Annotated in this window: 18 protein-coding genes, 1 tRNA gene and 2 pseudogenes; 10 read left to right on the top strand and 11 right to left on the bottom strand. The window is 70.3% G+C overall.

All coding sequences use genetic code 11. From position 1 onward, the window contains the following. Window positions 1-633 carry an HAD family hydrolase gene (locus ACQ86M_RS03145; protein WP_431247021.1) on the top strand — a complete coding sequence of 211 codons (633 nt, stop codon included), beginning with the start codon at window positions 1-3 and terminating at the stop codon, window positions 631-633. An 89-nt stretch (window positions 634-722) separates the two neighbouring features. Here the strand turns inward: ACQ86M_RS03145 and epsC are convergent, their stop codons facing one another. After that, window positions 723-1,292: a serine O-acetyltransferase EpsC gene (gene epsC, locus ACQ86M_RS03140; protein ID WP_431247020.1), complete on the bottom strand. Its 570-nt coding sequence runs from the start codon at window positions 1,290-1,292 to the stop codon at window positions 723-725. 5 nt (window positions 1,293-1,297) lie between these two features. Then, window positions 1,298-2,235 (bottom strand): annotated as a pseudogene (cysK, locus tag ACQ86M_RS03135) (cysteine synthase A). Window positions 2,236-2,353: 118 nt separating this feature from the next. Between cysK and prmC the strand changes: the two are divergent. Further along, window positions 2,354-3,250, top strand: coding sequence for a peptide chain release factor N(5)-glutamine methyltransferase (gene prmC, locus ACQ86M_RS03130; RefSeq protein WP_431247019.1), 897 nt, complete (start codon window positions 2,354-2,356; stop codon window positions 3,248-3,250). A 344-nt stretch (window positions 3,251-3,594) separates the two neighbouring features. Here the strand turns inward: prmC and prfA are convergent, their stop codons facing one another. The 8 genes and pseudogenes from prfA to argS form a co-directional block, all read right to left on the bottom strand. After that, complete coding sequence (prfA, locus tag ACQ86M_RS03125; RefSeq protein ID WP_431247018.1) at window positions 3,595-4,671, bottom strand: peptide chain release factor 1; 1,077 nt, start codon at window positions 4,669-4,671, stop codon at window positions 3,595-3,597. 96 nt (window positions 4,672-4,767) lie between these two features. Next, window positions 4,768-7,008 carry a transcription termination factor Rho gene (gene rho, locus ACQ86M_RS03120; protein WP_431247017.1) on the bottom strand — a complete coding sequence of 747 codons (2,241 nt, stop codon included), beginning with the start codon at window positions 7,006-7,008 and terminating at the stop codon, window positions 4,768-4,770. Window positions 7,009-7,261: 253 nt separating this feature from the next. Further along, entirely contained in the window at window positions 7,262-8,218 is a 957-nt protein-coding gene (gene thrB / locus ACQ86M_RS03115) for a homoserine kinase (RefSeq protein ID WP_431220674.1), read from the bottom strand. Then, on the bottom strand, window positions 8,215-9,339 hold the full coding sequence (thrC, locus tag ACQ86M_RS03110; protein WP_431247016.1) for a threonine synthase: 1,125 nt from the start codon (window positions 9,337-9,339) through the stop codon (window positions 8,215-8,217). Before thrC ends, thrB begins: the two co-directional genes overlap by 4 nt. Continuing rightward, a complete protein-coding gene (locus tag ACQ86M_RS03105) occupies window positions 9,339-10,712 on the bottom strand; it encodes a homoserine dehydrogenase (protein WP_431220672.1) in 1,374 nt (457 codons plus the stop codon). The genes thrC and ACQ86M_RS03105 overlap by 1 nt, the downstream gene beginning before the upstream one ends. After that, window positions 10,709-12,192: pseudogene (gene lysA / locus ACQ86M_RS03100) on the bottom strand (diaminopimelate decarboxylase). The gene ACQ86M_RS03105 and the pseudogene lysA overlap by 4 nt, the downstream one beginning before the upstream one ends. A 305-nt stretch (window positions 12,193-12,497) precedes the next feature. After that, a complete protein-coding gene (locus ACQ86M_RS03095; RefSeq protein ID WP_431247015.1) occupies window positions 12,498-13,298 on the bottom strand; it encodes an LmeA family phospholipid-binding protein in 801 nt (266 codons plus the stop codon). A gap of 31 nt (window positions 13,299-13,329) precedes the next feature. Beyond that, a complete protein-coding gene (gene argS, locus ACQ86M_RS03090; protein WP_431247014.1) occupies window positions 13,330-15,027 on the bottom strand; it encodes an arginine--tRNA ligase in 1,698 nt (565 codons plus the stop codon). 123 nt (window positions 15,028-15,150) lie between these two features. On the opposite strand from argS, the gene ACQ86M_RS03085 reads away from it, so the two are divergent. Next, a complete protein-coding gene (locus ACQ86M_RS03085) occupies window positions 15,151-15,768 on the top strand; it encodes an iron ABC transporter ATP-binding protein (protein WP_431220669.1) in 618 nt (205 codons plus the stop codon). A 97-nt stretch (window positions 15,769-15,865) separates the two neighbouring features. Next, window positions 15,866-15,941: transfer RNA gene (locus ACQ86M_RS03080), tRNA-Arg, on the top strand. Between the two features lie 27 nt (window positions 15,942-15,968). Here ACQ86M_RS03080 and ACQ86M_RS03075 read toward each other — a convergent pair. Beyond that, window positions 15,969-16,616 (bottom strand): TetR/AcrR family transcriptional regulator, encoded by a 648-nt coding sequence (locus tag ACQ86M_RS03075; RefSeq protein ID WP_431220668.1) that lies wholly within the window; start codon window positions 16,614-16,616, stop codon window positions 15,969-15,971. Window positions 16,617-16,770: 154 nt separating this feature from the next. Between ACQ86M_RS03075 and ACQ86M_RS03070 the strand changes: the two genes are divergently transcribed. The 6 genes from ACQ86M_RS03070 to ACQ86M_RS03045 all read left to right on the top strand — a co-directional run bounded on the left by ACQ86M_RS03070 (window position 16,771) and on the right by ACQ86M_RS03045 (window position 21,229). Further along, the gene (locus ACQ86M_RS03070; RefSeq protein WP_431247013.1) at window positions 16,771-17,112 is read left to right on the top strand and encodes a hypothetical protein; all 342 of its coding nucleotides are present in this window, start codon (window positions 16,771-16,773) and stop codon (window positions 17,110-17,112) included. Further along, on the top strand, window positions 17,109-18,125 hold the full coding sequence (locus ACQ86M_RS03065) for an ABC transporter substrate-binding protein (protein WP_431247012.1): 1,017 nt from the start codon (window positions 17,109-17,111) through the stop codon (window positions 18,123-18,125). Before ACQ86M_RS03070 ends, ACQ86M_RS03065 begins: the two co-directional genes overlap by 4 nt. Beyond that, window positions 18,122-18,448: a hypothetical protein gene (locus ACQ86M_RS03060; protein ID WP_431247011.1), complete on the top strand. Its 327-nt coding sequence runs from the start codon at window positions 18,122-18,124 to the stop codon at window positions 18,446-18,448. Before ACQ86M_RS03065 ends, ACQ86M_RS03060 begins: the two co-directional genes overlap by 4 nt. An 83-nt stretch (window positions 18,449-18,531) precedes the next feature. Continuing rightward, complete coding sequence (locus ACQ86M_RS03055) at window positions 18,532-19,356, top strand: ABC transporter ATP-binding protein (protein ID WP_431247010.1); 825 nt, start codon at window positions 18,532-18,534, stop codon at window positions 19,354-19,356. After that, the gene (locus ACQ86M_RS03050; protein WP_431247009.1) at window positions 19,353-20,165 is read left to right on the top strand and encodes an ABC transporter ATP-binding protein; all 813 of its coding nucleotides are present in this window, start codon (window positions 19,353-19,355) and stop codon (window positions 20,163-20,165) included. Before ACQ86M_RS03055 ends, ACQ86M_RS03050 begins: the two co-directional genes overlap by 4 nt. Beyond that, window positions 20,162-21,229, top strand: a complete 1,068-nt coding sequence (locus tag ACQ86M_RS03045) for an ABC transporter permease (RefSeq protein ID WP_431247008.1) — start codon at window positions 20,162-20,164, stop codon at window positions 21,227-21,229. Before ACQ86M_RS03050 ends, ACQ86M_RS03045 begins: the two co-directional genes overlap by 4 nt.

Raw genomic sequence — 21,229 nt, 5'->3', positions numbered from 1 at the left:
ATGGATGTCTACTTCTTCGACTGCGACAAGACGCTCTACGACTACGACTTCCACAAGCGGCTTCCGAAGCTCGCGGAGCTCGGAGGTGTGAGCCAGTACCGGCTCGCGTCGTCCTGGTGGGCCGGCGGATTCGAGCGCGCGGCGGAGATCGGCGAGTACTCCACCAGCGAGGAGTACCTGGCCGCGTTCGCGGACGTGACGGGGGCTCAGCTCAGCCTGGAGCAGTGGCAGGAGGCGCGGAAGGCGGCCATGACGCCGATCCCCGGGGCCATCGACGCGCTGCACGAGGCGGCGACGCTCGGCACGGTGTCGCTGCTGTCGAACAATCCCATCCCGTTCAAGGACTCGCTTCCGGTGCTCACGCCCGAAGTCGTCGGCGTGCTCGGCGGCAACGACCTCGTCTCGGCGGTGCTGGGAGCGCGGAAGCCCGAGCGCCGCATCTACACGCGAGCGCTCGGGCGGTTCGGCGTGGACCCCGCCGACGCGATCCTGTTCGACGATTCCCTCGCGAACGTCGAGGGCGCCCGCGCCTGCGGGATGCACGCCTTCCACTTCGTCAAGCACGACGACGGCACGTTCGACACCGAGGGGATGCTCGCCGCGATCCGCGCCTTCGCCTCCCGCTCCCGCTGACGCCCCCGCCAACGATTCCTGAGTAATTCGGTTCGGAACGTGCTCCAGACCCGAAGAACTCAGGAATTGTTGGCGTGGGGGCCGGGAGATCAGATGTAGATGGCGGGATCGATCCAGTCGTCGCCGGCGATCTGCTCGTGGCCGGAGCGCGGGCGCGGATGTGCGGGCACGCCCACGAGGAGCGAATCCGGCGGGGCGTCGCGGGTGACGACGGCGTTCGCGCCGATCACCGAGTGCGCGCCGATCGTGATCGCGCCGAGCACCTTCGCGCCCGCGCCGACGATGACGCCGTCCCCGATCGTGGGATGCCGCTTGCCGTGACCGCTCCCCCGGCCGCCGAGCGTGACCCCGTGGTAGAGCATGACGTCATCGCCGACCCAGGTGGTCTCGCCGATCACCACGCCCATCCCGTGGTCGATGAAGAAGCGGCGGCCGATGCGAGCCCCCGGATGGATCTCGATGCCGGTGAGGAAGCGCGTCAGCTGCGAGAGGAAACGTGCGGGCGTGCGGAGGCCGGCCATCCACAGCCGGTGCGCCACCCGGTACGACCACACGGCGTGCAGCCCCGAGTACGCCACCGCGACCTCGAAGCCGTTGCGCGCCGCGGGGTCGTGGCGGCGGGCGTTGCGGACGTCCTCGCGCGCCCGGAAGATCGGCACTCCGCTCAGTCCAGCAGGTCCGCCCACAGCGGGGTGGAGATGTAGCGCTCGCCGGTGTCGCAGACGATCGCGACGATGGTCTTGCCCGCGTTCTCCGGACGCTTCGCCACCTGCAGCGCCGCCCAGATGATCGCACCCGACGAGATGCCCGCCAGGATGCCCTCCTCGCTGGCCAGCTCCTTCGCCACCTGCAGCGCATCCTCGAACGACACATCCACCACCTCGTCGTACACCGTGGTGTCCAGGATCTCGGGCACGAAGTTCGCACCGATGCCCTGGATCTTGTGCGGACCAGGCTTCCCCCGTTCAGGATCGGCGAGTCCAGCGGCTCCACCGCCACCACCTGCACCCCGGGCTTGCGCTCCTTCAACACCTGCCCCACACCCGTGATCGTGCCACCGGTGCCGACACCCGCGACGAAGATGTCCACCCCACCCGCGGTGTCCTCCCAGATCTCCTCCGCCGTCGTCGCCCGGTGGATCGCCGGGTTGGCCTCGTTCTCGAACTGCCGCGCCCAGATCGCGTTCTCCGTGCTCTCCACGATCCGCTGCGCCGTCTCCACCGCACCGCGCATCCCGTCCGGACCCGGCGTCAACTCCACCCGCGCACCGAACGCCCGCAGCAGCACCCGCCGCTCCTTGCTCGCCGTCTCCGGCATCGCCAGAATCACCTGGTAGCCGCGCGCCGCGCCCACCATCGCCAACGCGATACCGGTGTTACCACTGGTCGCCTCCACGATCGTGCCACCCGGACGCAACGCCCCCGCCTTCTCCGCCGCGTCGATGATCGCCACGCCGATCCGGTCCTTCACACTGCCCGCCGGATTGTAGAACTCCAACTTCGCAAGCACCGTCGCATCCACACCCTCCGTCAGGCGGTTCAACCGCACCAACGGAGTGCGCCCGACGGCTTCGGTGACATTGGCGTAGATCTGTCCGGACATGGTCCTCTTCCTCGGGGGATGGTGGCGGATGGGATCGCGTCACCACTCTAGACGCCGGGCCGGAACGGTTGCTCTCTGTGACGGGCGCGGACCCGCCGGACGGTAGGCTCGTCGGGCGATGACCCCCGAATCCGACGCCTCCGACGCCTCCGACGCCGCCTCGACCGTCCGCTCTCTCCGCGAGGACGCAGTCGCCCGGCTGTCCCGCGCCGGCGTGCCGGACCCGGAGGTGGATGCGGAGCTGCTGATCGGATATGTGCTCGGTGTGAGTCGGGGGCGCGTCCAGGCGCTCATGGTGATGGATGAGACGCTCCCGCCGGACGACGCGGCGCGGCTGCGCGACGTTGTCGAACGCCGGGCGGCCAGGGAGCCGCTGCAGCACATCACCGGGCGTGCGCCGTTCCGTTCGCTGGAGCTCGACGTCGGCCCCGGCGTCTTCGTGCCCCGCCCGGAGACCGAGCAGGTTGCGCAGTTCGCGATCGACGCGCTGCGCGCGGTCCCCTCGCCCGAGCCGATCGCCGTCGACCTGGGGACCGGCAGCGGGGCCATCGCGCTCGCGCTGGCCACCGAGGTGCCGCACGCCCGCGTCTACGCGGTCGAGAACTCCCCCGAGGCGTTCATCTGGGCGCGGCGCAACATCGACGAGATCGGTGCGACGAACCTGACGCCGGTGTTCATCGACTTGGGCGACGCGCTGCCGGACCTCGACGGGACGGTGGATGTCGTCATCTCGAACCCGCCGTACGTGCCCGACGACGCCATCCCCCGCGACCCCGAGGTGCGCCTTCACGACCCGCACGCCGCGCTCTACGGCGGACCGGACGGACTGGACGTGGTGCGCACCATCTCGCGCGTGGCCCAGCGGCTCCTGCACGCCGGCGGCACGCTCGTGCTGGAGCACGGGGAGCTGCAGGGCGCGGCGATCCGCGACCTCCTCACGGCGGACGGCTGGCGCGCCGCCGCCACCCACCGCGACCTCACCACCCGCGACCGGGCGACGACCGCCGTTCGCTGACGCCGGCCGCCTGGCGCCCGCCCCTTCGCGCTCTCTCGCGCTCTCGTCGAGTGGTGAGTGGATGCTCCTATCCGCCGCCGATTGCGACATGATGTCGCCACTCGGCGAGAAGGGGCACGCGCGGAGCGACGCACGGCCGCCGAATGGTGAGTCGATGTCCCTATCCGCCGCCGATAGCGACATGATGTCGCCACTCGGCGAGAAGGGGCACGCGCGGAGCAACGCACGGCCGCCGAGTCGTGAGGCGATGTCCCTATCCGCCGCCGATTGCGACATGATGTCGCCACTCGGCAGAGGGAACGGAACGGAACGGAACGGAAGGGCCGGGCCGGGCCGGGCCGGGGTCAGTCGTTGCCGAGGTCGGCGAGGCGCGACTCCTCGTCGGCGTGGATGTTCGACTCGATCACCGGGTCGAGCGCGCCGTTCATGACCGCGTCGAGGTTGTAGGCCTTGTAGCCGGTGCGGTGGTCCGCGATCCGGTTCTCGGGGAAGTTGTAGGTGCGGATGCGCTCCGACCGGTCCATCGTGCGGATCTGGCCCTTGCGGAACTCGGCCGCCTCGGCGTCCGCCTCCTCCTGCTGCCGCGCGAGCAGGCGCGCGCGCAGCACGCGCATCGCGGCCTCGCGGTTCTGCAGCTGGCTCTTCTCGTTCTGCATCGACACCACGATGCCGGTCGGGACATGCGTGATGCGCACCGCCGAGTCCGTCGTGTTGACCGACTGACCGCCGGGACCGGACGACCGGAACACGTCGATCTTGAGGTCGTTCGGGTTGATGTCGACCTCCTCCGGCTCGTCCACCTCGGGGAACACGAGCACGCCCGCGGCGGAGGTGTGGATGCGGCCCTGCGACTCGGTCGCGGGCACCCGCTGGACGCGGTGCACGCCGCCCTCGTACTTGAGGTGCGCCCAGACGCCCTCGGCTGGGTCGCTCGAGCTGCCCTTGAACGCGACCTGCACATCCTTGATGCCGCCCAGGTCGCTGGAGGTCTGCTCGATGATCTCGGCCTTCCAGCGCTTCGAGTCCGCGTAGTGCAGGTACATGCGCAGCAGGTCGCCCGCGAACAGGGCCGACTCGGCGCCGCCCTCCCCCATCTTGATCTCCATGATCACGTCACGGCTGTCGTTGGGGTCGCGCGGGATGAGCAGGCGCCGCAGCTTCTCCGACGACTCGGCGAGGGATGCCTCCAGCCCCGGGATCTCCTCGGCGAACACGGCGTCCTCCGTCGCCAGCTCGCGGGCGGCGTCGAGGTCGTCGGAGAGCTGCTTCCACTCGTTGTAGGCCGCGACGATGCGCGAGAGCTCCGCGTACCGGCGGTTCACCTTCTTGGAGCGGACCGGGTCGCTGTGCAGGTCGGGGTCCGACAGCTGCCGCTGCAGGTCGTCGTGCTCGGCGATGAGCGTGTTCACCGATTCGAACATGGGGTCTTCTTTCTGCGGGGGATGCTGCGGCTGCCGGGGAACGACGAAGCGCCCGCCCGCCCTGCGCGAGGCAGGACGGACGGGCGCTGGACGCCGCTAGCGGTGGTCGTTCTCGTGACCGTGCGAGTGGGCGTTGCCGTGGCCGTTGGTCGGGGCCGGCATCGACTTCTGCACCTGCATGAGGAACTCGACGTTGCTCGAGGTCTCCTTGAGGCGGCCGAGCACGATCTCGAGGGCCTGCTGCTGGTCGAGGCCGGCGAGGGCGCGACGCAGCTTCCAGGTGATCTTGACCTCGTCCTGGCCCATCAGCATCTCCTCGCGGCGCGTGCCGGAGGCGTTGACGTCGACGGCCGGGAAGATGCGCTTGTCGGCCAGCTGGCGCGACAGGCGGAGCTCCATGTTGCCCGTGCCCTTGAACTCCTCGAAGATGACCTCGTCCATCTTGGAGCCGGTCTCCACCAGCGCCGAGGCGAGGATGGTGAGCGAGCCGCCGTGCTCGATGTTGCGCGCGGCTCCGAAGAAGCGCTTCGGCGGGTACAGCGCCGACGCGTCCACACCACCGGAGAGGATGCGGCCCGACGCCGGAGCGGTCAGGTTGTAGGCGCGGCCCAGGCGGGTGATGGAGTCGAGCAGCACGACCACGTCGTGGCCCAGCTCGACGAGACGCTTCGCACGCTCGATGGCGAGCTCGGCGACCGTCGTGTGGTCCTCGGCGGGACGGTCGAAGGTCGAGGCGATGACCTCGCCCTTCACCGTGCGCTGCATGTCGGTGACCTCTTCCGGACGCTCGTCCACCAGCACGACCATGAGGTGCACCTCGGGGTTGTTGGCGGTGATCGCGTTCGCGATCTGCTGCATCACGATGGTCTTGCCGGCTTTCGGCGGCGCGACGATGAGGCCACGCTGGCCCTTGCCGATGGGAGCGACCAGGTCGATGATCCGCTGGGTCACCTTGCTGGGCTCGGTCTCGAGACGCAGGCGCTCCTGCGGGTACAGCGGCGTCAGCTTGCCGAACTCGACGCGGGCCGCCGCCTCCTCGGGGGTCTGCCCGTTGATGGAGTCGACCTTCACCAGCGCGTTGTACTTCTGGCGGCTGTTGTTCTCGTTGTCGCGCGGCTGGCGGATGGCGCCGACGACGGCGTCGCCCTTGCGCAGGCTGTACTTCTTCACCTGGCCCAGCGATACGTAGACGTCGCTCGCGCCCGGCAGGTAGCCGGTGGTGCGCACGAACGCGTAGTTGTCGAGCACGTCGAGGATGCCGGCGACCGGGATGAGGACGTCGTCCTCGGTCAGCTCGGGCTCGAACTCGTCGCCCGCCGGACCGCCGCGGCGCTTGCGGTTGCGGTCGCGGTAGCGGCCGCCGCGCTCGTCGGCCTGGTCGGCCTGGTTGCCCTGGGCGTTCTGGCCGCGGTTCTGCTGGCCCTGCTGGCCGCCCTGCTGCAGGTCCTTCGGCTGGCCCTGCTGGGCCTGACCCTGCTGGGCCTGGCCCTGCTGGCCCTGACCCTGCTCGCCCTGCTGGGCGTTGTTCTTGTTGCGGTTGCGGTTGCGGCGGTTGCGGCCGGAGCCCTGCTGCTCGTTCGCAGCGGCGTCGCCCTGCTCGCCCTGCTGGCCGTCGCCCTGGCGCGCGCCCTCGGGCTGCTCCTGCTCGGCGGCCTGCGGGCCGTTCTGCTGCGCGTCCTGGTCGCCGTTCTGGCCCTGACCGCGCCCGCGGCGACGGCGTCCGCCGCCGTTGCCCTGATCGGCGCCGTTCTGCTGGCCGCCGTTCTGGCCGCGGGCCTGCTCGCGGGAGGCGAGCGCGGAGTCGAGCAGCGCATCCACGTCGGGAATGAGCGAGTCGACGCCGGTGGCGCCGGAGTTGACGTGCGAGCCCGCGGCGGTCGACGATATGCCCGTGCCATCGGGGCTGCTGGCGCGGCGCGAACCGCGCCGGCGGGGCTCGCCCTGCTGCGGGGCGGAGTCCGACTGCGCGGAGTCCGCCTGCGGGAGCACCGGGTCGCCCACGGTGGGCTCGACGCGCTCGGCGCCGGCCGGCTCTGCGATGAGCGGCTCGGCGAGCAGCGCCTCGGTGAGCACCGGCTCGGCGATCAGAGGCTCGGTGAGCACCTGCGACGCGGCAGCGGGTGCCGCCTCCGAGGCGCTCTCGTTCTGGGCCGGCTCGGCGTCGGACGGGGCGGCTGCTGCGCGTGCAGCGGCGATCGCCTCGACCAGCTCGCCCTTGCGGAGCCGGGTCGCGCCCTGGAGCCCGAGCCCGGCGGCGAGAGCCTGGAGCTCTGCCACCTTGAGACCGGTCAGGTCGCTGGTGTCCACGCCCCCGGCGTGGAGTTCGACATCAGTCACGGAAGAGGATCCTTTCCCCCGGCGCGCCCTTGCGCACCGTCTGTGAAGCTTCGTCACATGAACTGCCGATACGTGCTGCGTTCGGATCCGCGCTACGTCGCCGCTCGGAGACTCCGTTCAGGGAGACGCCGGTCGGCAGGCAGGAGTGACGGCATGATTGCTAGGAGATCACCCGGAAGCTGGATTCGCTCGTGACGCGGGTTCTTCACGGGTGCGAGTGCAGTTTACCACCTCGGCGGCGGCGCTCCGGACCTCAGGCGGCCGGTGTGTCCGACTGCGCGGGCTCCTGCCGCACGACCGTCGCACCCTTGAAGTCGACGGCCAGCATGAGCGGCTGCCAGCGCGTCTGCGCGGCCTCCTCGACCAGCTTGGCGGCGGCGAGGCGCTGGCTAGGGTCGCTGCCGAGCACGAGGATGGACGGACCGGCACCCGAGACGACGGCGGCGAAGCCGTTCTCGCGCAGCAGGGTGATCAGCCGGTCGGTCTCCGGCATCGCCGACGCGCGGTAGCTCTGGTGGAGCTTGTCCTCGGTGGCGGCATGCAGCAGCTCCGGGCTCTGGATGAGAGCCGCGACGAGCAGCGCGGAGCGCGAGACGTTGAACACGGCGTCCTCGTGCGGCACCGACTGCGGCTGCAGGCTGCGCGCGAGGGCCGTGGACATGACGTGCTCGGGCACGAGCACCAGCGGCGACACCCCGCGGTGCACGATGAGCTTCTTGAAGCGCGGGCCGTCCGGCGTGACCCAGGCGATCGTCAGGCCGCCGAACAGGGCGGGCGCGACGTTGTCCGGGTGCCCCTCCATGTCGTTGGCGAGCGCGAGCAGCTGCTGCGCATCCAGGTCGACGACGCCCTCCAGCAGACCCTTCGCGGCCATGATGCCGGAGACGATCGCGGCGCCGGAGGAGCCCATCCCCCGGCCGTGCGGGATGCTGTTGTGCGCACGCAGGTTCAGGCCCGGCAGCGGCACGCCGACGGCCTCGAAGGTGTGCGCGATGGCACGCACCACGAGGTTCGACTCGTCGGTGGGCACCTCGCCCTCGCCGACGCCGATGACCTCGACCGTTGCGCCGGGCTCGTCGCGGACCGAGACCTCGAGCTCGTCGTACAGCGCCAGCGCGAGTCCGAGCGTGTCGAAGCCGGGGCCCAGGTTGGCGCTCGTCGCGGGGACCTTGACGGAGACCGTGCGGCCGCGCAGGTCGGGCGAGCTCACGCGGTGGCCCCGGCGGTCGAGGCGCTGCCGGCCGGCTGGAGGCCGAGCACGTCGGCGATCGCCGTGGTGTCCACCGGCACGACGGTCGGCTGCACGTCGGAGCCGTCGGCGGTGCGGAGCGCCCACTGCGGGTCTTTGAGGCCGTGGCCGGTCACCGTGAGGACGACGGTCGCGCCCTTCGGGATGATGCCGGCTTCGGAGCGCTCGAGCAGTCCCGCGACGCTGATCGCGGAGGCCGGCTCGACGAAGATGCCGACCTCGGCGGACAGGATGCGGTGCGCCTCGAGGATCTTGGCGTCGTCGATCGCGCCGAAGTAGCCCTCGCTGTCGTCGCGGGCGTTGAGCGCGAGCTCCCACGACGCGGGGTTGCCGATGCGGATCGCGGTGGCGATCGTGTCCGGGTCCTTCACGGCGTGGCCGAGCACGATGGGGGCGCTGCCTGCGGCCTGGAAGCCGAACATCCGCGGCAGCCTGGTCGACTCGCCGCGCTGCAGCTCCTCGGTGTAGCCGCGGTGGTAGGCGGTGTAGTTGCCGGCGTTGCCGACCGGGACGAGGTGGAAGTCGGGAGCGTCGCCGAGCGCCTCCACGACCTCGAACGCGGCGGTCTTCTGGCCCTCGATGCGGTCCGGGTTGACCGAGTTGACGAGGTGCACCGGGTAGTTCGTGGCGAGCTCCCGCGCGATGTCGAGGCAGTCGTCGAAGTTGCCCTGCACCTGCAGCAGCTGCGCGTTGTGCGCGATCGCCTGGCTCAGCTTGCCCATGGCGATCTTGCCCTCGGGCACCAGCACGACCGACTGGATGCCCGCGTGCGTCGCGTACGCGGCCGCCGACGCGGAGGTGTTTCCGGTGGAGGCGCAGATGACGGCCTTCGCACCGTGCTCGACGGCCTTCGAGATGGCCATCGTCATGCCGCGGTCCTTGAACGACCCGGTCGGGTTCATGCCCTCGAACTTGACGTACACCTCGGCGCCGGTGCGCGCGGAGAGCGCGGGCGCGGGGATGAGCGGCGTGCCGCCCTCGCCGAGCGTGACGATCGGAGTGGCATCCGAGATGTTCAGGCGGTCCGCGTACTCGCGGAGGACGCCTCGCCACTGACGACTGTAGGCCTTCGGCTGGGGCATTACGATCCTTCGACTCGGAGAACGGAAGAGATGGCGATCACGACGTCGCTCGCTGCGAGCGCCTCGACGGTGGCCGCGAGCGCGGCCTCCTCGGCTTCGTGGGTACCGATCACCAGGGTAGCGGTGGCCGTCCCACCGCCGTGAATCGGGGTGTCGGCATCGACGCTCGCGTTACCCGCGATGACGACCGGCCCGGTGTGGCTCGGCACGGACTGCTGCACGGTCTCGACGCTGACGCCGCCGTCGCTCAGGATGCGCGCGACCGCGGCGAGCACGCCCGGCTGGTCGGCCACATCCAGGGTGATCTGGTAGCGGGTGACGACCCGGCCGATGTCGAGCACGGGGATGTCGGCGTGCGTCGACTCGGCCACGCCCGGGCCGCCGACGACGTGACGGCGAGCGGCGGAGACCACGTCGCCGAGCACCGCCGAGGCCGTCTCGACGCCGCCGGCGCCGGCGCCGTAGAACATGAGGTCCCCCGCGGCGGCGGACTGCACGAACACGGCGTTGTGCGCGCCGTGCACGGCGGCGAGCGGGTGATCGCGGCTGATCAGCGCCGGGTAGACGCGGGCCGAGACGCCCTCCTCCCCGGTCTCCGGGTCGGTCATGCGCTCGCAGATCGCCAGCAGCTTGATGACCGCGTTGGCCTCGCGGGCCGCATCCACCTGGTCCTTGGTGACGCCGGTGATGCCCTCGCGGTAGACCAGCTCCAGCGGGACCGTCGTGTGGAAGGCGAGGCTGGCGAGGATGGCCGCCTTCTGCGCCGCATCGTATCCGCCGATGTCGGCGGTCGGGTCGGCCTCGGCGTAGCCGCGCTCCCCCGCGGTCGCCAGGGCGTCCTGCAGGGTCTCGCCGTACACGTCCATCCGGTCGAGGATGAAGTTGGTCGTGCCGTTGACGATGCCGAGGATGCGGTTGATCCTGTCGCCCGCGAGGCTGTCGCGCAGCGGGCGGATGATCGGGATGGCTCCCGCGACGGCGGCCTCGTAGTAGAGCTGCGCGCCGACCTGCTCTGCCGCCTCGAAGAGCTCGGGGCCGTGCGTCGCGAGCAGCGCCTTGTTGGCCGTGATCACGTCGGCGCCGGAGTTGAGGGCCTCCAGCACGTAGCCGCGGGCCGGTTCGATACCGCCCATCAGCTCGACGACGATGTCCGCGCCGAGGATGAGCGAGCTCGCGTCGGTGGTGAACAGCTCGCGCGGCAGGTCAACGTCGCGCGGGGCGTCCACATCCCGGACGGCGATGCCGACCAGCTCGAGGCGGGCTCCCACGCGGGAGGCGAACTCATCGCCCTGCTCCAGGAGGAGTCGCGCGACCTGGGAGCCGACGGAGCCGGCCCCGAGTAGGGCGACGCGGAGGTTGCGGTACTCGATCATGCCTGGCTGCGCTCCTTCGACGCGGTGCTGCGGGTGATGGACGGCTTGGCCGTCGCCTGCGACGCGGGGTCGTATGCGACGTCGCGCGCGAGCAGGTCGTCGATGGTCTCGCCGCGGACGATGACCCGCGCGTCGCCGTCGCGGACGGCCACCACCGGCGGGCGGCCCAGATAGTTGTAGTTGCTCGACAGCGCGAAGCAGTAGGCGCCGGTCGCGGGGACGGCGAGCAGGTCGCCGGGGGCGATGTCGCCGGGAAGGTACTCGGCGTTCACCACGATGTCGCCGCTCTCGCAGTGCTTGCCCGCGACCCGGACCAGTGCCGGCGCGGCGGCCGAGGTGCGGTTCGCGATACGGGCCGAGTACTCGGCCTCGTACAGCGCGGGACGGGCGTTGTCGCTCATCCCCCGTCGACGCTGACGTAGCGACGCACGGCCGTCTCGCCGTCGTCCTGGAACGCGACGGGCACGTCCTTCGTGGTGCCGACCGTGTACAGCGTCAGACCCGCGGTGCCGATGATCGAGCGGCCCGGCTCGAACGCGACGACGGGCGCAGGGATGTCGAGCTCCTCGCATCCCGCGGCCACCGTCTCCGCGATGCGTCGGGCGAGCTCGTCGATCGGCGCCGGGTCGTCGGCTGCCGTGTAGGCGATGCCGAAGCCGCCGCCGAGGTTCAGCTCGGGCACGTCGCCGCCGGCGAGCAGCTGCTTGTGCAGGGTCAGCAGGCGGGCCGCGGATTCGGCGAAGCCGTCGGCGCCGAAGATCTGGGAACCGATGTGGCAGTGCAGCCCGCGGAAGGCCAGCGAGGCGTGCGAGCGGATGCGCGCAACGGCGTCCGCCGCATCCTGCAGCGCTATGCCGAACTTCTGGTCCTCGTGCGCGGTCGCCAGGAATGCGTGCGTATGAGCGTGCACCCCGCTGTTGACCCGCAGCCGGACGCTCTGCCGCACCCCGTGGCGCTCGGCCGCCGCGGCGACACGGTCGATCTCCTGGACGCTGTCGATCACGATCGCCCCGATGCCCACCTCGACGGCACGGTCGATCTCGGCGGGCGACTTGTTGTTGCCGTGGAAGCCGAGGCGCGCGGGGTCGACGCCGGCGGCCAGCGCCACGGCGAGCTCGCCGCCGCTGCAGACGTCGATGAACAGGCCGGCCGCATCCATCCACCGGGCGATCTCGACGCTCAGGAACGCCTTGCCCGCGTAGTAGACCTTGGCGGCGGTGCCGATCTCGCCGAAGGCGCGGTCGAACGCCTCGCGCACTTCCGCCGCGCGCGAGCGGGCGTCCTCCTCGTCGATGACGTAGAGCGGGGTCCCGAAGCGCTCGGCGAGTACTCCGGCTGCGACGCCGCCCACGGTGAGCTCGTCATCCGAGCGGCGGACGGTGCGCGACCACAGCCCCGGGGCGAGGGCGTTCGCGTCCTCCGGGACGTGCAGCCAGGAGGGCGCGAGCGGGTTCGCGGCAGCGGCGTCGGACAAGGCCATAGGGATCCTCACGGGTGGCGACGAGTGGGGGCCTCCTAGGCGAGCGGACCCGGATTGGCCCCTGAAGCCGGATGGAGAGAACAGGAGAAGTCTAGCGAGCGGCGGATGCGCTCTCGGTGCGTGTTACGAACGGCTGGGACGGGGGCGCGGCGCTGCCGCCGCCGCTGTGCCGTCGGAGAGGGAGGAGCTGAGGGCCGACACGCCGCGAGGTGTAGGGCAACGGAGGCGATCCGGCGAGGCAGCCGCGCGGACTCCTCCCTTCCCGGCGGTCGCGACGCCGGTGCGCGCCTGCCAGGCGCTGCCGTCTACGAGCAGCTGCCCTTGCTGTTCAGGAACGTCGAGTCGAGCACGAAGTCGGAGGCGGTCAGCTTGACGGTCGCCCGGCCCGGCGTCACCGCGATGTCGGCGACCTCCACGCCCTCGGGAAGGTACTGGGCGGCGCACACCGGGAACGGTCCCTGCGAGGTCAGCGCCTGCAGCAGACGGTTGAGGTTGACGTTGCCCGCATCCGTCTTCAGGGTGGCCTTGTCGGCGGTCAGCAGCACCTGCTTGCCGGCCGCCTGGGGCGTCGCGGTGACGGTGTAGCCGACGGGGAGCCCGAGCAGGTCGATCTTCCCGTCGTAGCCGATCGTCCCGGCCCCGAGGGTGATGTCACCGGTCGCACCGGGGATCTGCACCAGCTTGTTCAGCGACTCCTGGCTGATCGACACGGTGCCGGTGGCGTCCGCGATGGGCTTCGAGAAGTTCGCGGGGACGCCCGTCGCGACCAGCCGGGCACTGAGCGGAGCGCCCTTCACGGTCACCTTCGGCGCATCGAGCTCGACCCGCTCGAACGTGCCCGAGAGGTACTGCTGCAGCACCGAGAAGCCGCCGATGTGCGTGTGCACCTGGCCGTGGATGTCGGCGGGCAGCTTCTTCTCGATTTCGGCGGAGACGCGCTGCTCGGCGTAGGCGCGCGCCGCGAGGTCGGCCACCACCAGCAGCACGACGATGACGACGAGCGGGATGCCGATCCACAGCAGCAGCCGCAGCCAGACCGGGCGGCGGCGCTTGCCGGGCGCCGGGGTCGCGGACGCGGGCAGCACCTGGGTCGTGTTGTCGCTCATCCTTCTCCGTTCGGTGGGGGTGCGGCTCGGGTCACATACGGTCGGGCGCGGAGACGCCCAGCAGGCCGAGGCCGTTGCGGATGACCTGGCCGGTGGCGTCGTTCAGCCACAGCCGGGTGCGGTGCAGGTCGGTCACCGGCTCATCGCCGTGCGGGAGCACGCGGGTGGAGCCGTCTCGGACCGCGTACCAGGCGTGGTACAGCCCGGCGAGCTCCTCGATGTAGCGGGCGACGCGGTGCGGCTCGCGCAGCTCGGCCGCCTGGGCCACGATGCGCGGGAACTCCTGGAGGCCGCCCAGCAGCGCCGACTCGGTCTCGTGCGTCAGCAGCTCGGGAGCGAAGTCGCTGTGGTCGACGCCGGCCTTCTCGGCATTGGCTGCCACCGAGCGGGTGCGGGCGTGCGCGTACTGGACGTAGTAGACGGGGTTCTCGTTGCTGCGCTTGGCGAGCAGGTCGAGGTCGATGTCGAGCTGCGAGTCGGTCGACGAGCGCACCAGGGAGTAGCGGGCGGCGTCGACGCCCACCGCATCCACCAGGTCGTCGAGCGTCACGATGGTGCCGGCACGCTTCGACATCCGCATGGGCTCGCCGTCCTTGACCAGGTTCACCATCTGCCCGATCAGGATCTGGAGGTTCACGTTCGGGACGTCGCCGAACGCCTCCACCATCGCCATCATCCGGCCGATGTAGCCGTGGTGGTCGGCGCCCAGCATGATGATGTTCTGCTCGAAGCCGCGTTCGCGCTTGTCGAGGTAGTAGCCGAGGTCGCCCGAGATGTAGGCGGGCTCGCCGTTGGAGCGGATGACCACGCGGTCGCGGTCGTCGCCGAACGTCGTCGTCCGCAGCCAGATCGCGCCGTCCTCCTCGAAGATGTGACCCTGCTCCTGGAGGCGCTGGATGGCGCGCTCGACCGCTCCGGACTCGTGCAGCGAGTCCTCGTGGAAGTACACGTCGAAGTCGACGCCGAACGAGTGCAGGCGCTCCTTGATCTCCTGGAACATCAGCTGCGTGCCGATGGAGCGGAAGACCTCCTGCTGCTGCTCGCGCGGGAGCGTCGACAGGTCGGTGCCCTGCTGCGCCGACTCGGCGACGACGCGCTCCGCGATCTCGCCGATGTAGGCGCCGCCGTAACCGTCCTCCGGGGTCGGCTCACCGAGGTAGGCGGCGAGCAGGCTCCGGGCGAACCGGTCGATCTGCGAACCGTGGTCGTTGAAGTAGTACTCGCGGGTCACGTGCGCGCCCTCGGCCTGCAGGATGCGCGCCAGGCTGTCGCCGACGGCCGCCCAGCGGGCGCCGCCCATGTGCACGGGACCGGTCGGGTTGGCGGAGACGAACTCGAGGTTCACGCTGAGACCGTCGTAGACGTCGCCGCGGCCGTAGGCCTCGCCTGCGTCGAGGATGGTCTTCGCGAGCTGGCCGGCGGCGGCGGCTTCGAGACGGAAGTTGATGAAGCCGGGGCCGGCGACCGACGCCTCGGCGACGCCGTCGATGTCCGCTGCGGCGTCCGCGATCTGCTCGGCGAGCTCGCGCGGGTTCGCCCCGACCTTCTTCGCGAGGCGCATCGCGACGTTCGACGCCCAGTCGCCGTGGTCGCGGTTCTTCGGCCGCTCCAGGGGGACGTCGTCGACCGTGAGGGTGAGCTCCGGGATGTCGGCGCCGGCCGCTCGTCGCTGCTCGACCGTCGTCGTCACGATGTCGAGGAGGGCGGCGGAGAGGTCAGCGGGAGTCATGAGGAACGATTCTACCGGGCGCGCAGGGGCCACTCCTCCGCACTTGATAGGGTCTTCGCGACGCGCGCTCCCGCACCGCGCGCGCCGAGCCCAGACGCGCCGAACGCAGAGACGAGTCGACCGATGATCACCACCCGCCGCTTCGCCCTTCTCGCCGCGACGGCTGCAGCAGGCCTCGTGGCCGCCGTCGCCCTCACCGGGTGCACGCCGAGCGCCGCCCCCGCGCCGTCGCCCACCGCGAGCCGAACCGCCGGCGCGAGCGCGTCCCCGACGAAGGTGCCGCTGCCCGTCGTCACCCCGACCACTCCCCCGACGCCGGTCGGCCTCACCTGCGACCAGGTGCTGACCGCAGACCAGGTGTACGCGTTCAACCCGAACTTCGGCGCCGACCCGGGCTATGCGCCGAAGGCCGGCTCGCTCGAGGAGAAGATCGCGGACTGGCAGGGCGTGGCCTGCGGCTGGCTCAACCAGACGAGCGGCGATGTGGTCCAGGTCGCGGTGGCGAAGCCGCCGGCGGACGTGATGGAGAGCCTGAAGAACAGGGCCATCACCGAGGCCAAGCCGGTGCCGACCTACGGCACGCCGCCGTCGGTCGAGGGGTACTTCAAGCCGGGTTCGGCCGGGCAGGTGCAGATCTTCCGCGGTCCGTACTGGATCGTGGCGGAGTCGACCGCGTTCTTCGAGCCGGGCGACGCCGCCCCGCTGATGCAGAGCGTGCTGGGGAACGTGCCCGCGGCCTGACGCCCGCTGGGCCGCCCGCCGACCGCCTGCAGAGGCCGGCCGGCCGTGCTCGTGTCACGCGCACCGGCCGGGGATGCTAGCCTGGACGGGCACCCTGGCCCCCATAGCTCAGGGGATAGAGCGTCTGCCTCCGGAGCAGAAGGCCGTAGGTTCAAATCCTACTGGGGGCACCATCCGAATCCCGGCGCCGGTCCCGCGCCTCACTCCTCGCGCAGGTACGCCGTCACCGGCGGCGCCGGCCGCAGCACGCCGTTCACGATCGCCTCGATGGCGAAGGCGCTGGCCTCGGCGAGGTCGATCGCCGTGGGGTCGAGCAGCCACTGCAGCTGCAGCCCGTCCATGACCGCGAGGATGGACGCCGCGGCCCGGTCGATCGTGCCCGGGTCCTCCACGCCCTCCTTGGCGCACAGCTCGCGGAAGGCGGCGTCGATCTCGCGGCGCAGCGTCCGGTAGCGCTCCCGGAAGTACTCGGTGGCCGGATGCTCGTCGGTCACGGACTCGGCCGAGAGCACGGTGTAGACCTGCACGATGCCGGGGCGCAGGGCGTTCCGCCGCGCGGTGTCCACCAGGTGCACGAAGAGCGCGGGGCCGTCCGGGATGTGCCGGCCCTCCAGATGGGCGACGTCGTCCTGGTCGCGGAACTCGAGCACCTCGCGCAGCAGGTTCTGCTTCGAGCCGAAGTGGTGCAGGACGCCGGCGTGCGTGATCCCGACCTGTTCGGCGATGTCGGCGAGCGTCCCGTTGGTCGATCCCTTCGTGCCGAACGTCTCGATCGCCGCCCGCAGGATCTTCTCGCGCTTGCGCTCCGTCTCGGGGCGCGGAGTGGCGCCGCTGCTGCTCGTGGCCATCCCGAAACCGCTTCCTGCTCGTCCTGCTTGCGTGCGAGCTTACCACCCAGTAACCTCGCTCCAACGTCGCTTTCTGACCAGTAAGCAAGTTGACGTCGCACGACATTCCGCAGCACCCAGGGCACAACGGATGTGCCCGTACGAAGGAGAAGCAATGAGGCTTAGAAAGTACTTGGTCACGGCATCCGCGATCGCCGCCATCGGCGTGCTGGCGCTCACCGGCTGCTCGTCCGACGGGTCGGCGAAGGCCGCAGGCGGGACCGGCGGATCGCTCACCATCGCGAAGCCCGATGGCGCGGCCATCCTGGCGACCCAGATCAACAACCCGTTCATCAGCACCGGTTCCGGCATGTCCCTCGCCTACGACCGGATGATCTACGAACCCCTCGCGATCGTGAACCCGGTCGGTAAGAACGAGACCACGCCGTGGCTCGCATCGAAGGTCCAGTGGAACGACGATTACACGAAGGTGACCATCACCCCCGCACGGGCGTGAAGTGGAACGACGGCAAGCCGTTCACCGCCGACGACATCGTGTTCACGTACACCCTGATCAAGAACACCCCGGCGCTCGACCTCGGCGGCCTCAAGCTGGCCGACATCACGAAGGACGGCGAGAACGTGGTGCTGAGCTTCGGGGAGTCGAAGTTCGTCAAGCAGGGCGACGTGCTCCAGGTCCCCATCGTTCCCGAGCACCAGTGGAAGGGCATCGCGGACCCGACCAAGGACGCGGTCAAGAACGCGATCGGCACCGGCCCGTACACGATCAAGAGCTTCTCCTCGCAGGGCGTGGTGCTGAAGGCGCGCACCGACTACTGGAAGGGGACCGTCCCGGTCGCCGAGCTCAAGTACCTCGAGTACAACGACAACACCGGCCTCCTCCGCGCGCTGCAGAGCGGCGAGACGGACTGGGCGCAGATCTTCATCACCGACTATCAGAAGAACTACGTCGACAAGGACCCCAAGCACAACGTGTTCTGGGGCGCCAACGTGCTCAGCCCGGACATGATCGTGGTCAACACGACCAAGGCGCCGTTCGACGACGTCGCGTTCCGCCAGGCCGTCAACCTGGTCGTGGACCGCAAGGCGCACGCCGAGAAGGCCCGCGGCAACGCCGGCCCCGAGCTGACCAACGTGACGGGCATCCCGCAGCCGACCGGCGACCAGTACATCGCCGACGCGTACAAGGACAAGACGTTCCAGATCGATGTCGACGCCGCCAAGAAGGTGCTGACCGACGCCGGCTACACCTGGAAGGACGGCGCCCTGATCGACCCGAAGGGCTCCCCGTCTCCTTCACCCTGCAGGACCCGCAGGGCTGGAACGACTACGTCACCGGCATCCAGCTGGCGGCGACCCAGATCAAGAGCACCCTCGGCGCCGACGCCAAGGTGGCGACGCCCGACGCCGACACCTGGTTCGCCAACCTGGCCTCCGGCAACTTCGACGCCGCGCTGCACTGGACCGGCTCCGGCTCGAACCCCTGGCACATCTACGACGACGTCATGAACTCGAGCTACCTCGACCAGGCCGCCGACGGCAAGGTCTCGGACAACTTCGGGCGCTACAGCAACCCGGAGGCCACCGCCCTGCTGAAGGAGTACGCGCAGGCGTCCGACGACAGCGCCCGCACCGCCGCCCTCGAGAAGCTGCAGAAGATCTTCGTGGACGACGTCCCGGCCATCGCGATCGGCACCCACCCCCAGCTGGCCCAGTACAACACCCGGAAGTTCACCGGCTGGCCCAGCGAGAAGGACCAGTACGCGACCGCCGACCCGACCCAGCCGTCGGCCGTGCAGGTGCTGATGAACCTGAAGCCCGCGGGCAAGTAGTCACCGACATCCGTGACGGGCGCGGCTCCCCCGGGCCGCGCCCGTCACGGACCCACCGCGGACAGCAGGAAAGCGACATCACCATGACAGACCCCCTTCTCTCGGTACGCGACTTCTCGGTCGTGTACGACGTGGATCCGCCGGTCGCGGCGGTGAAGAACGTCACCCTCGACATCGCGCGCGGCGAGATCGTCGGCCTCGCCGGCGAGAGCGGCTGCGGCAAGACGACCCTCGCCTACGGCGTGCAGCGCCTCCTCAAGCCGCCCGCGGTCATCACCGGCGGCAGCGTCGTGTTCCACGACGAGGGCGGTCAGGACATCGACATCAACGCGCTCGACGTGGAGCAGATGCGCCGGTTCCGCTGGGACAAGATCTCGATGGTCTTCCAGGGCGCCATGAACGCCCTGAACCCGGTCGCCACCATCGGCTCCCAGCTGGACGACGTTTTCCGTGTGCACCGCCCGCGGATGAGCCGTCACGAGCGCCGGGCCGCCGTCATCGAGCTCCTCGAGATCGTGAAGGTCGGCGGCCAGCGGCTGAAGTCCTATCCGCACGAACTCTCCGGAGGGATGCGGCAGCGCGTCATGATCGCCATGGCGCTCGCCCTCCGCCCCCAGCTCATGGTGATGGACGAGCCGACCACCGCCCTGGACGTTCTGGTGCAGCGGGAGATCCTCAAGCAGATCTCGCAGCTCCGGCACGACTTCGGCTTCTCGGTCGTCTTCATCACGCACGACCTCCCGCTGCTGCTCGAGATCAGCGACCGGATCGCGATCATGCGCGAGGGCGAGATCGTCGAACTCGCCACCGCCGAGCAGATCTGGACCGACCCGCAGCACGAGTACACCCGCACGCTGCTGAGGTCGTTCCCGCGGCTCACCGGAGAGAGAGGAGTGGTCGTCCGATGACGACGCTCGAGTTCAGGAACGTCACCAAGATCTACAACGTCCGGGGTTCGGGCCAGCTGAAGGCACTGGACGACGTCAGCTTCACGCTGGGCCCGCGGCAGACGATCGGCCTCGTCGGGCAGTCCGGCAGCGGCAAGTCCACCATCGCGAAGATCCTCACCCAGCTGGAGACCCCCACCCGGGGCGAGGTGCTGCTCGACGGCTCCCCCATCCCGCGCACGGGCGCCAAGCTGCGCCGCTACCGGCAGCAGCTGCGCATGGTCTTCCAGGACCCCTTCGCGTCGCTCAACCCCTCGCACTCGATCCGTCACCACATCGAGCGCCCGCTCCGGCTCGACCACGTGGTGCCGCGCGCCCGGATCGACGACGAGGTGCGGCGCCTGCTGGACCGGGTGCAGCTGGATGCGGACGCCGTGATCGACCGCCGACCGCACGAACTGTCCGGCGGCCAGCGCCAGCGCGTCGCCATCGCCCGCGCCCTCGCCTCGCGCCCCGCCCTCCTGGTCGCGGACGAGCCGGTGTCGATGCTCGACGTGTCGCTCCGCCTGGGCGTGCTGAACCTGCTCGCCGACCTGCAGCGCGAGGAGGGGCTCGGGGTGCTGTACATCACCCACGATCTCGCCACCGCGCGGCACTTCAGCGACGAGATCATCGTGCTCAACCAGGGCCGGATCGTGGAGCACGGCGCCGCCGACGACGTCATCCTGCGCCCACGCGACCCCTACACGCGCGAGCTCCGCGCCGCATCCCCCGACCCGGACCAGCACTTCGGGACGCTCACCGCACAGACCGCAGGAGGTGCGCTGTGAGCGCCGAGACCGCGCCCATCGACCCGACGCTCGTCGGCACGACCGCCACCCGCGCCGAGCGCGGCCGCGCCCGCATCCCGTGGCGCTTCATCGGCGGGCGCGTCGCGTTCTACGCGTTCACGCTGTGGGCAGCGATCACCATCAACTTCTTCCTGCCGCGCCTGATGAAGGGCGACGCCGTCGACTCGTACATGGCGCGCAGCCAGGGCCAGCTGACGCCGGAGGCCGAGAAGGCGCTGCGCCTGCTGTTCGGGCTCGACACGTCCGTCCCGCTCTGGCAGCAGTACGCGGACTACTGGAACATGCTGCTGCACGGCGACCTCGGCGTCTCCATCTCCACCGGCATGGCGCCGGTGGGTGATGCCATCGCCTCCGCCCTCCCCTGGACCCTCGGGCTGGTCGGATTCGCGACCGTGATCTCGTTCCTGATCGGCACGGGCCTCGGCGCCGTGATCGGCTGGAAGCGCGGCAGCCGGCTCGACCTGTTCATCCCGGCCACGACGTTCCTCGGCACCGTGCCCTACTTCTGGCTCGGGCTCATCTTCATCGCGATCTTCTCGACCACGCTCGGCTGGTTCCCCGCCGGGCACGCCTACGAGCTCGGCGTCGAGCCGGGCTGGAACGGGGAGTTCATCGGGCAGGTGATCTCGCACGGCGCGCTGCCGATGCTCACGATCATCGTGGTCTCGCTCGGCGGCTGGGTGCTGGGCATGCGCAACATGATGCTGACCGTGCTCGACGAGGACTACATCACCGTCGCCCAGGCGAAAGGGATGCCGGACCGCCGGGTGCTCTGGCGGTACGCGGCCCGCAACGCGGTGCTCCCGCAGATCCAGAGCTTCGCCCTGGCTCTCGGCTTCATCGTGAGCGGCACGATCGTGATGGAGATGGTGTTCTCCTACCCCGGCATCGGCCTGCTGCTGCTCAACGCGACCAACGCCAAGGACTATGCGCTGATGCAGGGCATCTTCCTGGTCCTGGTGCTGGCGGTGCTGATCGCGAACATCATCGCGGACATCGCCTACGCCATCCTCGACCCGCGCACCCGACAGACGGAGGCCTGA

Origin of the sequence: Leifsonia xyli subsp. cynodontis (assembly GCF_050632205.1) — a bacterium.
GTDB lineage: Bacteria > Actinomycetota > Actinomycetes > Actinomycetales > Microbacteriaceae > Leifsonia > Leifsonia xyli_D.
The sequence above is the reverse complement of the archived record's forward strand: the minus strand, read 5'-3'. Positions and strand labels throughout refer to the sequence as shown.

What these genes read in the sequence shown, in the direction of transcription:
- ACQ86M_RS03145 (WP_431247021.1), top strand. Translation starts at nt 1, where the DNA reads ATGGATGTCTACTTCTTCGACTGCGACAAGACGCTCTACGACTACGAC.
- prmC (WP_431247019.1), top strand. Translation starts at nt 2,354, where the DNA reads ATGACCCCCGAATCCGACGCCTCCGACGCCTCCGACGCCGCCTCGACC.
- prfA (WP_431247018.1), bottom strand. Translation starts at nt 4,671, where the DNA reads ATGTTCGAATCGGTGAACACGCTCATCGCCGAGCACGACGACCTGCAG.
- thrC (WP_431247016.1), bottom strand. Translation starts at nt 9,339, where the DNA reads ATGCCCCAGCCGAAGGCCTACAGTCGTCAGTGGCGAGGCGTCCTCCGC.
- ACQ86M_RS03105 (WP_431220672.1), bottom strand. Translation starts at nt 10,712, where the DNA reads ATGATCGAGTACCGCAACCTCCGCGTCGCCCTACTCGGGGCCGGCTCC.
- ACQ86M_RS03095 (WP_431247015.1), bottom strand. Translation starts at nt 13,298, where the DNA reads ATGAGCGACAACACGACCCAGGTGCTGCCCGCGTCCGCGACCCCGGCG.
- argS (WP_431247014.1), bottom strand. Translation starts at nt 15,027, where the DNA reads ATGACTCCCGCTGACCTCTCCGCCGCCCTCCTCGACATCGTGACGACG.
- ACQ86M_RS03085 (WP_431220669.1), top strand. Translation starts at nt 15,151, where the DNA reads ATGATCACCACCCGCCGCTTCGCCCTTCTCGCCGCGACGGCTGCAGCA.
- ACQ86M_RS03075 (WP_431220668.1), bottom strand. Translation starts at nt 16,616, where the DNA reads ATGGCCACGAGCAGCAGCGGCGCCACTCCGCGCCCCGAGACGGAGCGC.
- ACQ86M_RS03070 (WP_431247013.1), top strand. Translation starts at nt 16,771, where the DNA reads ATGAGGCTTAGAAAGTACTTGGTCACGGCATCCGCGATCGCCGCCATC.
- ACQ86M_RS03060 (WP_431247011.1), top strand. Translation starts at nt 18,122, where the DNA reads ATGAACTCGAGCTACCTCGACCAGGCCGCCGACGGCAAGGTCTCGGAC.
- ACQ86M_RS03055 (WP_431247010.1), top strand. Translation starts at nt 18,532, where the DNA reads ATGACAGACCCCCTTCTCTCGGTACGCGACTTCTCGGTCGTGTACGAC.
- ACQ86M_RS03050 (WP_431247009.1), top strand. Translation starts at nt 19,353, where the DNA reads ATGACGACGCTCGAGTTCAGGAACGTCACCAAGATCTACAACGTCCGG.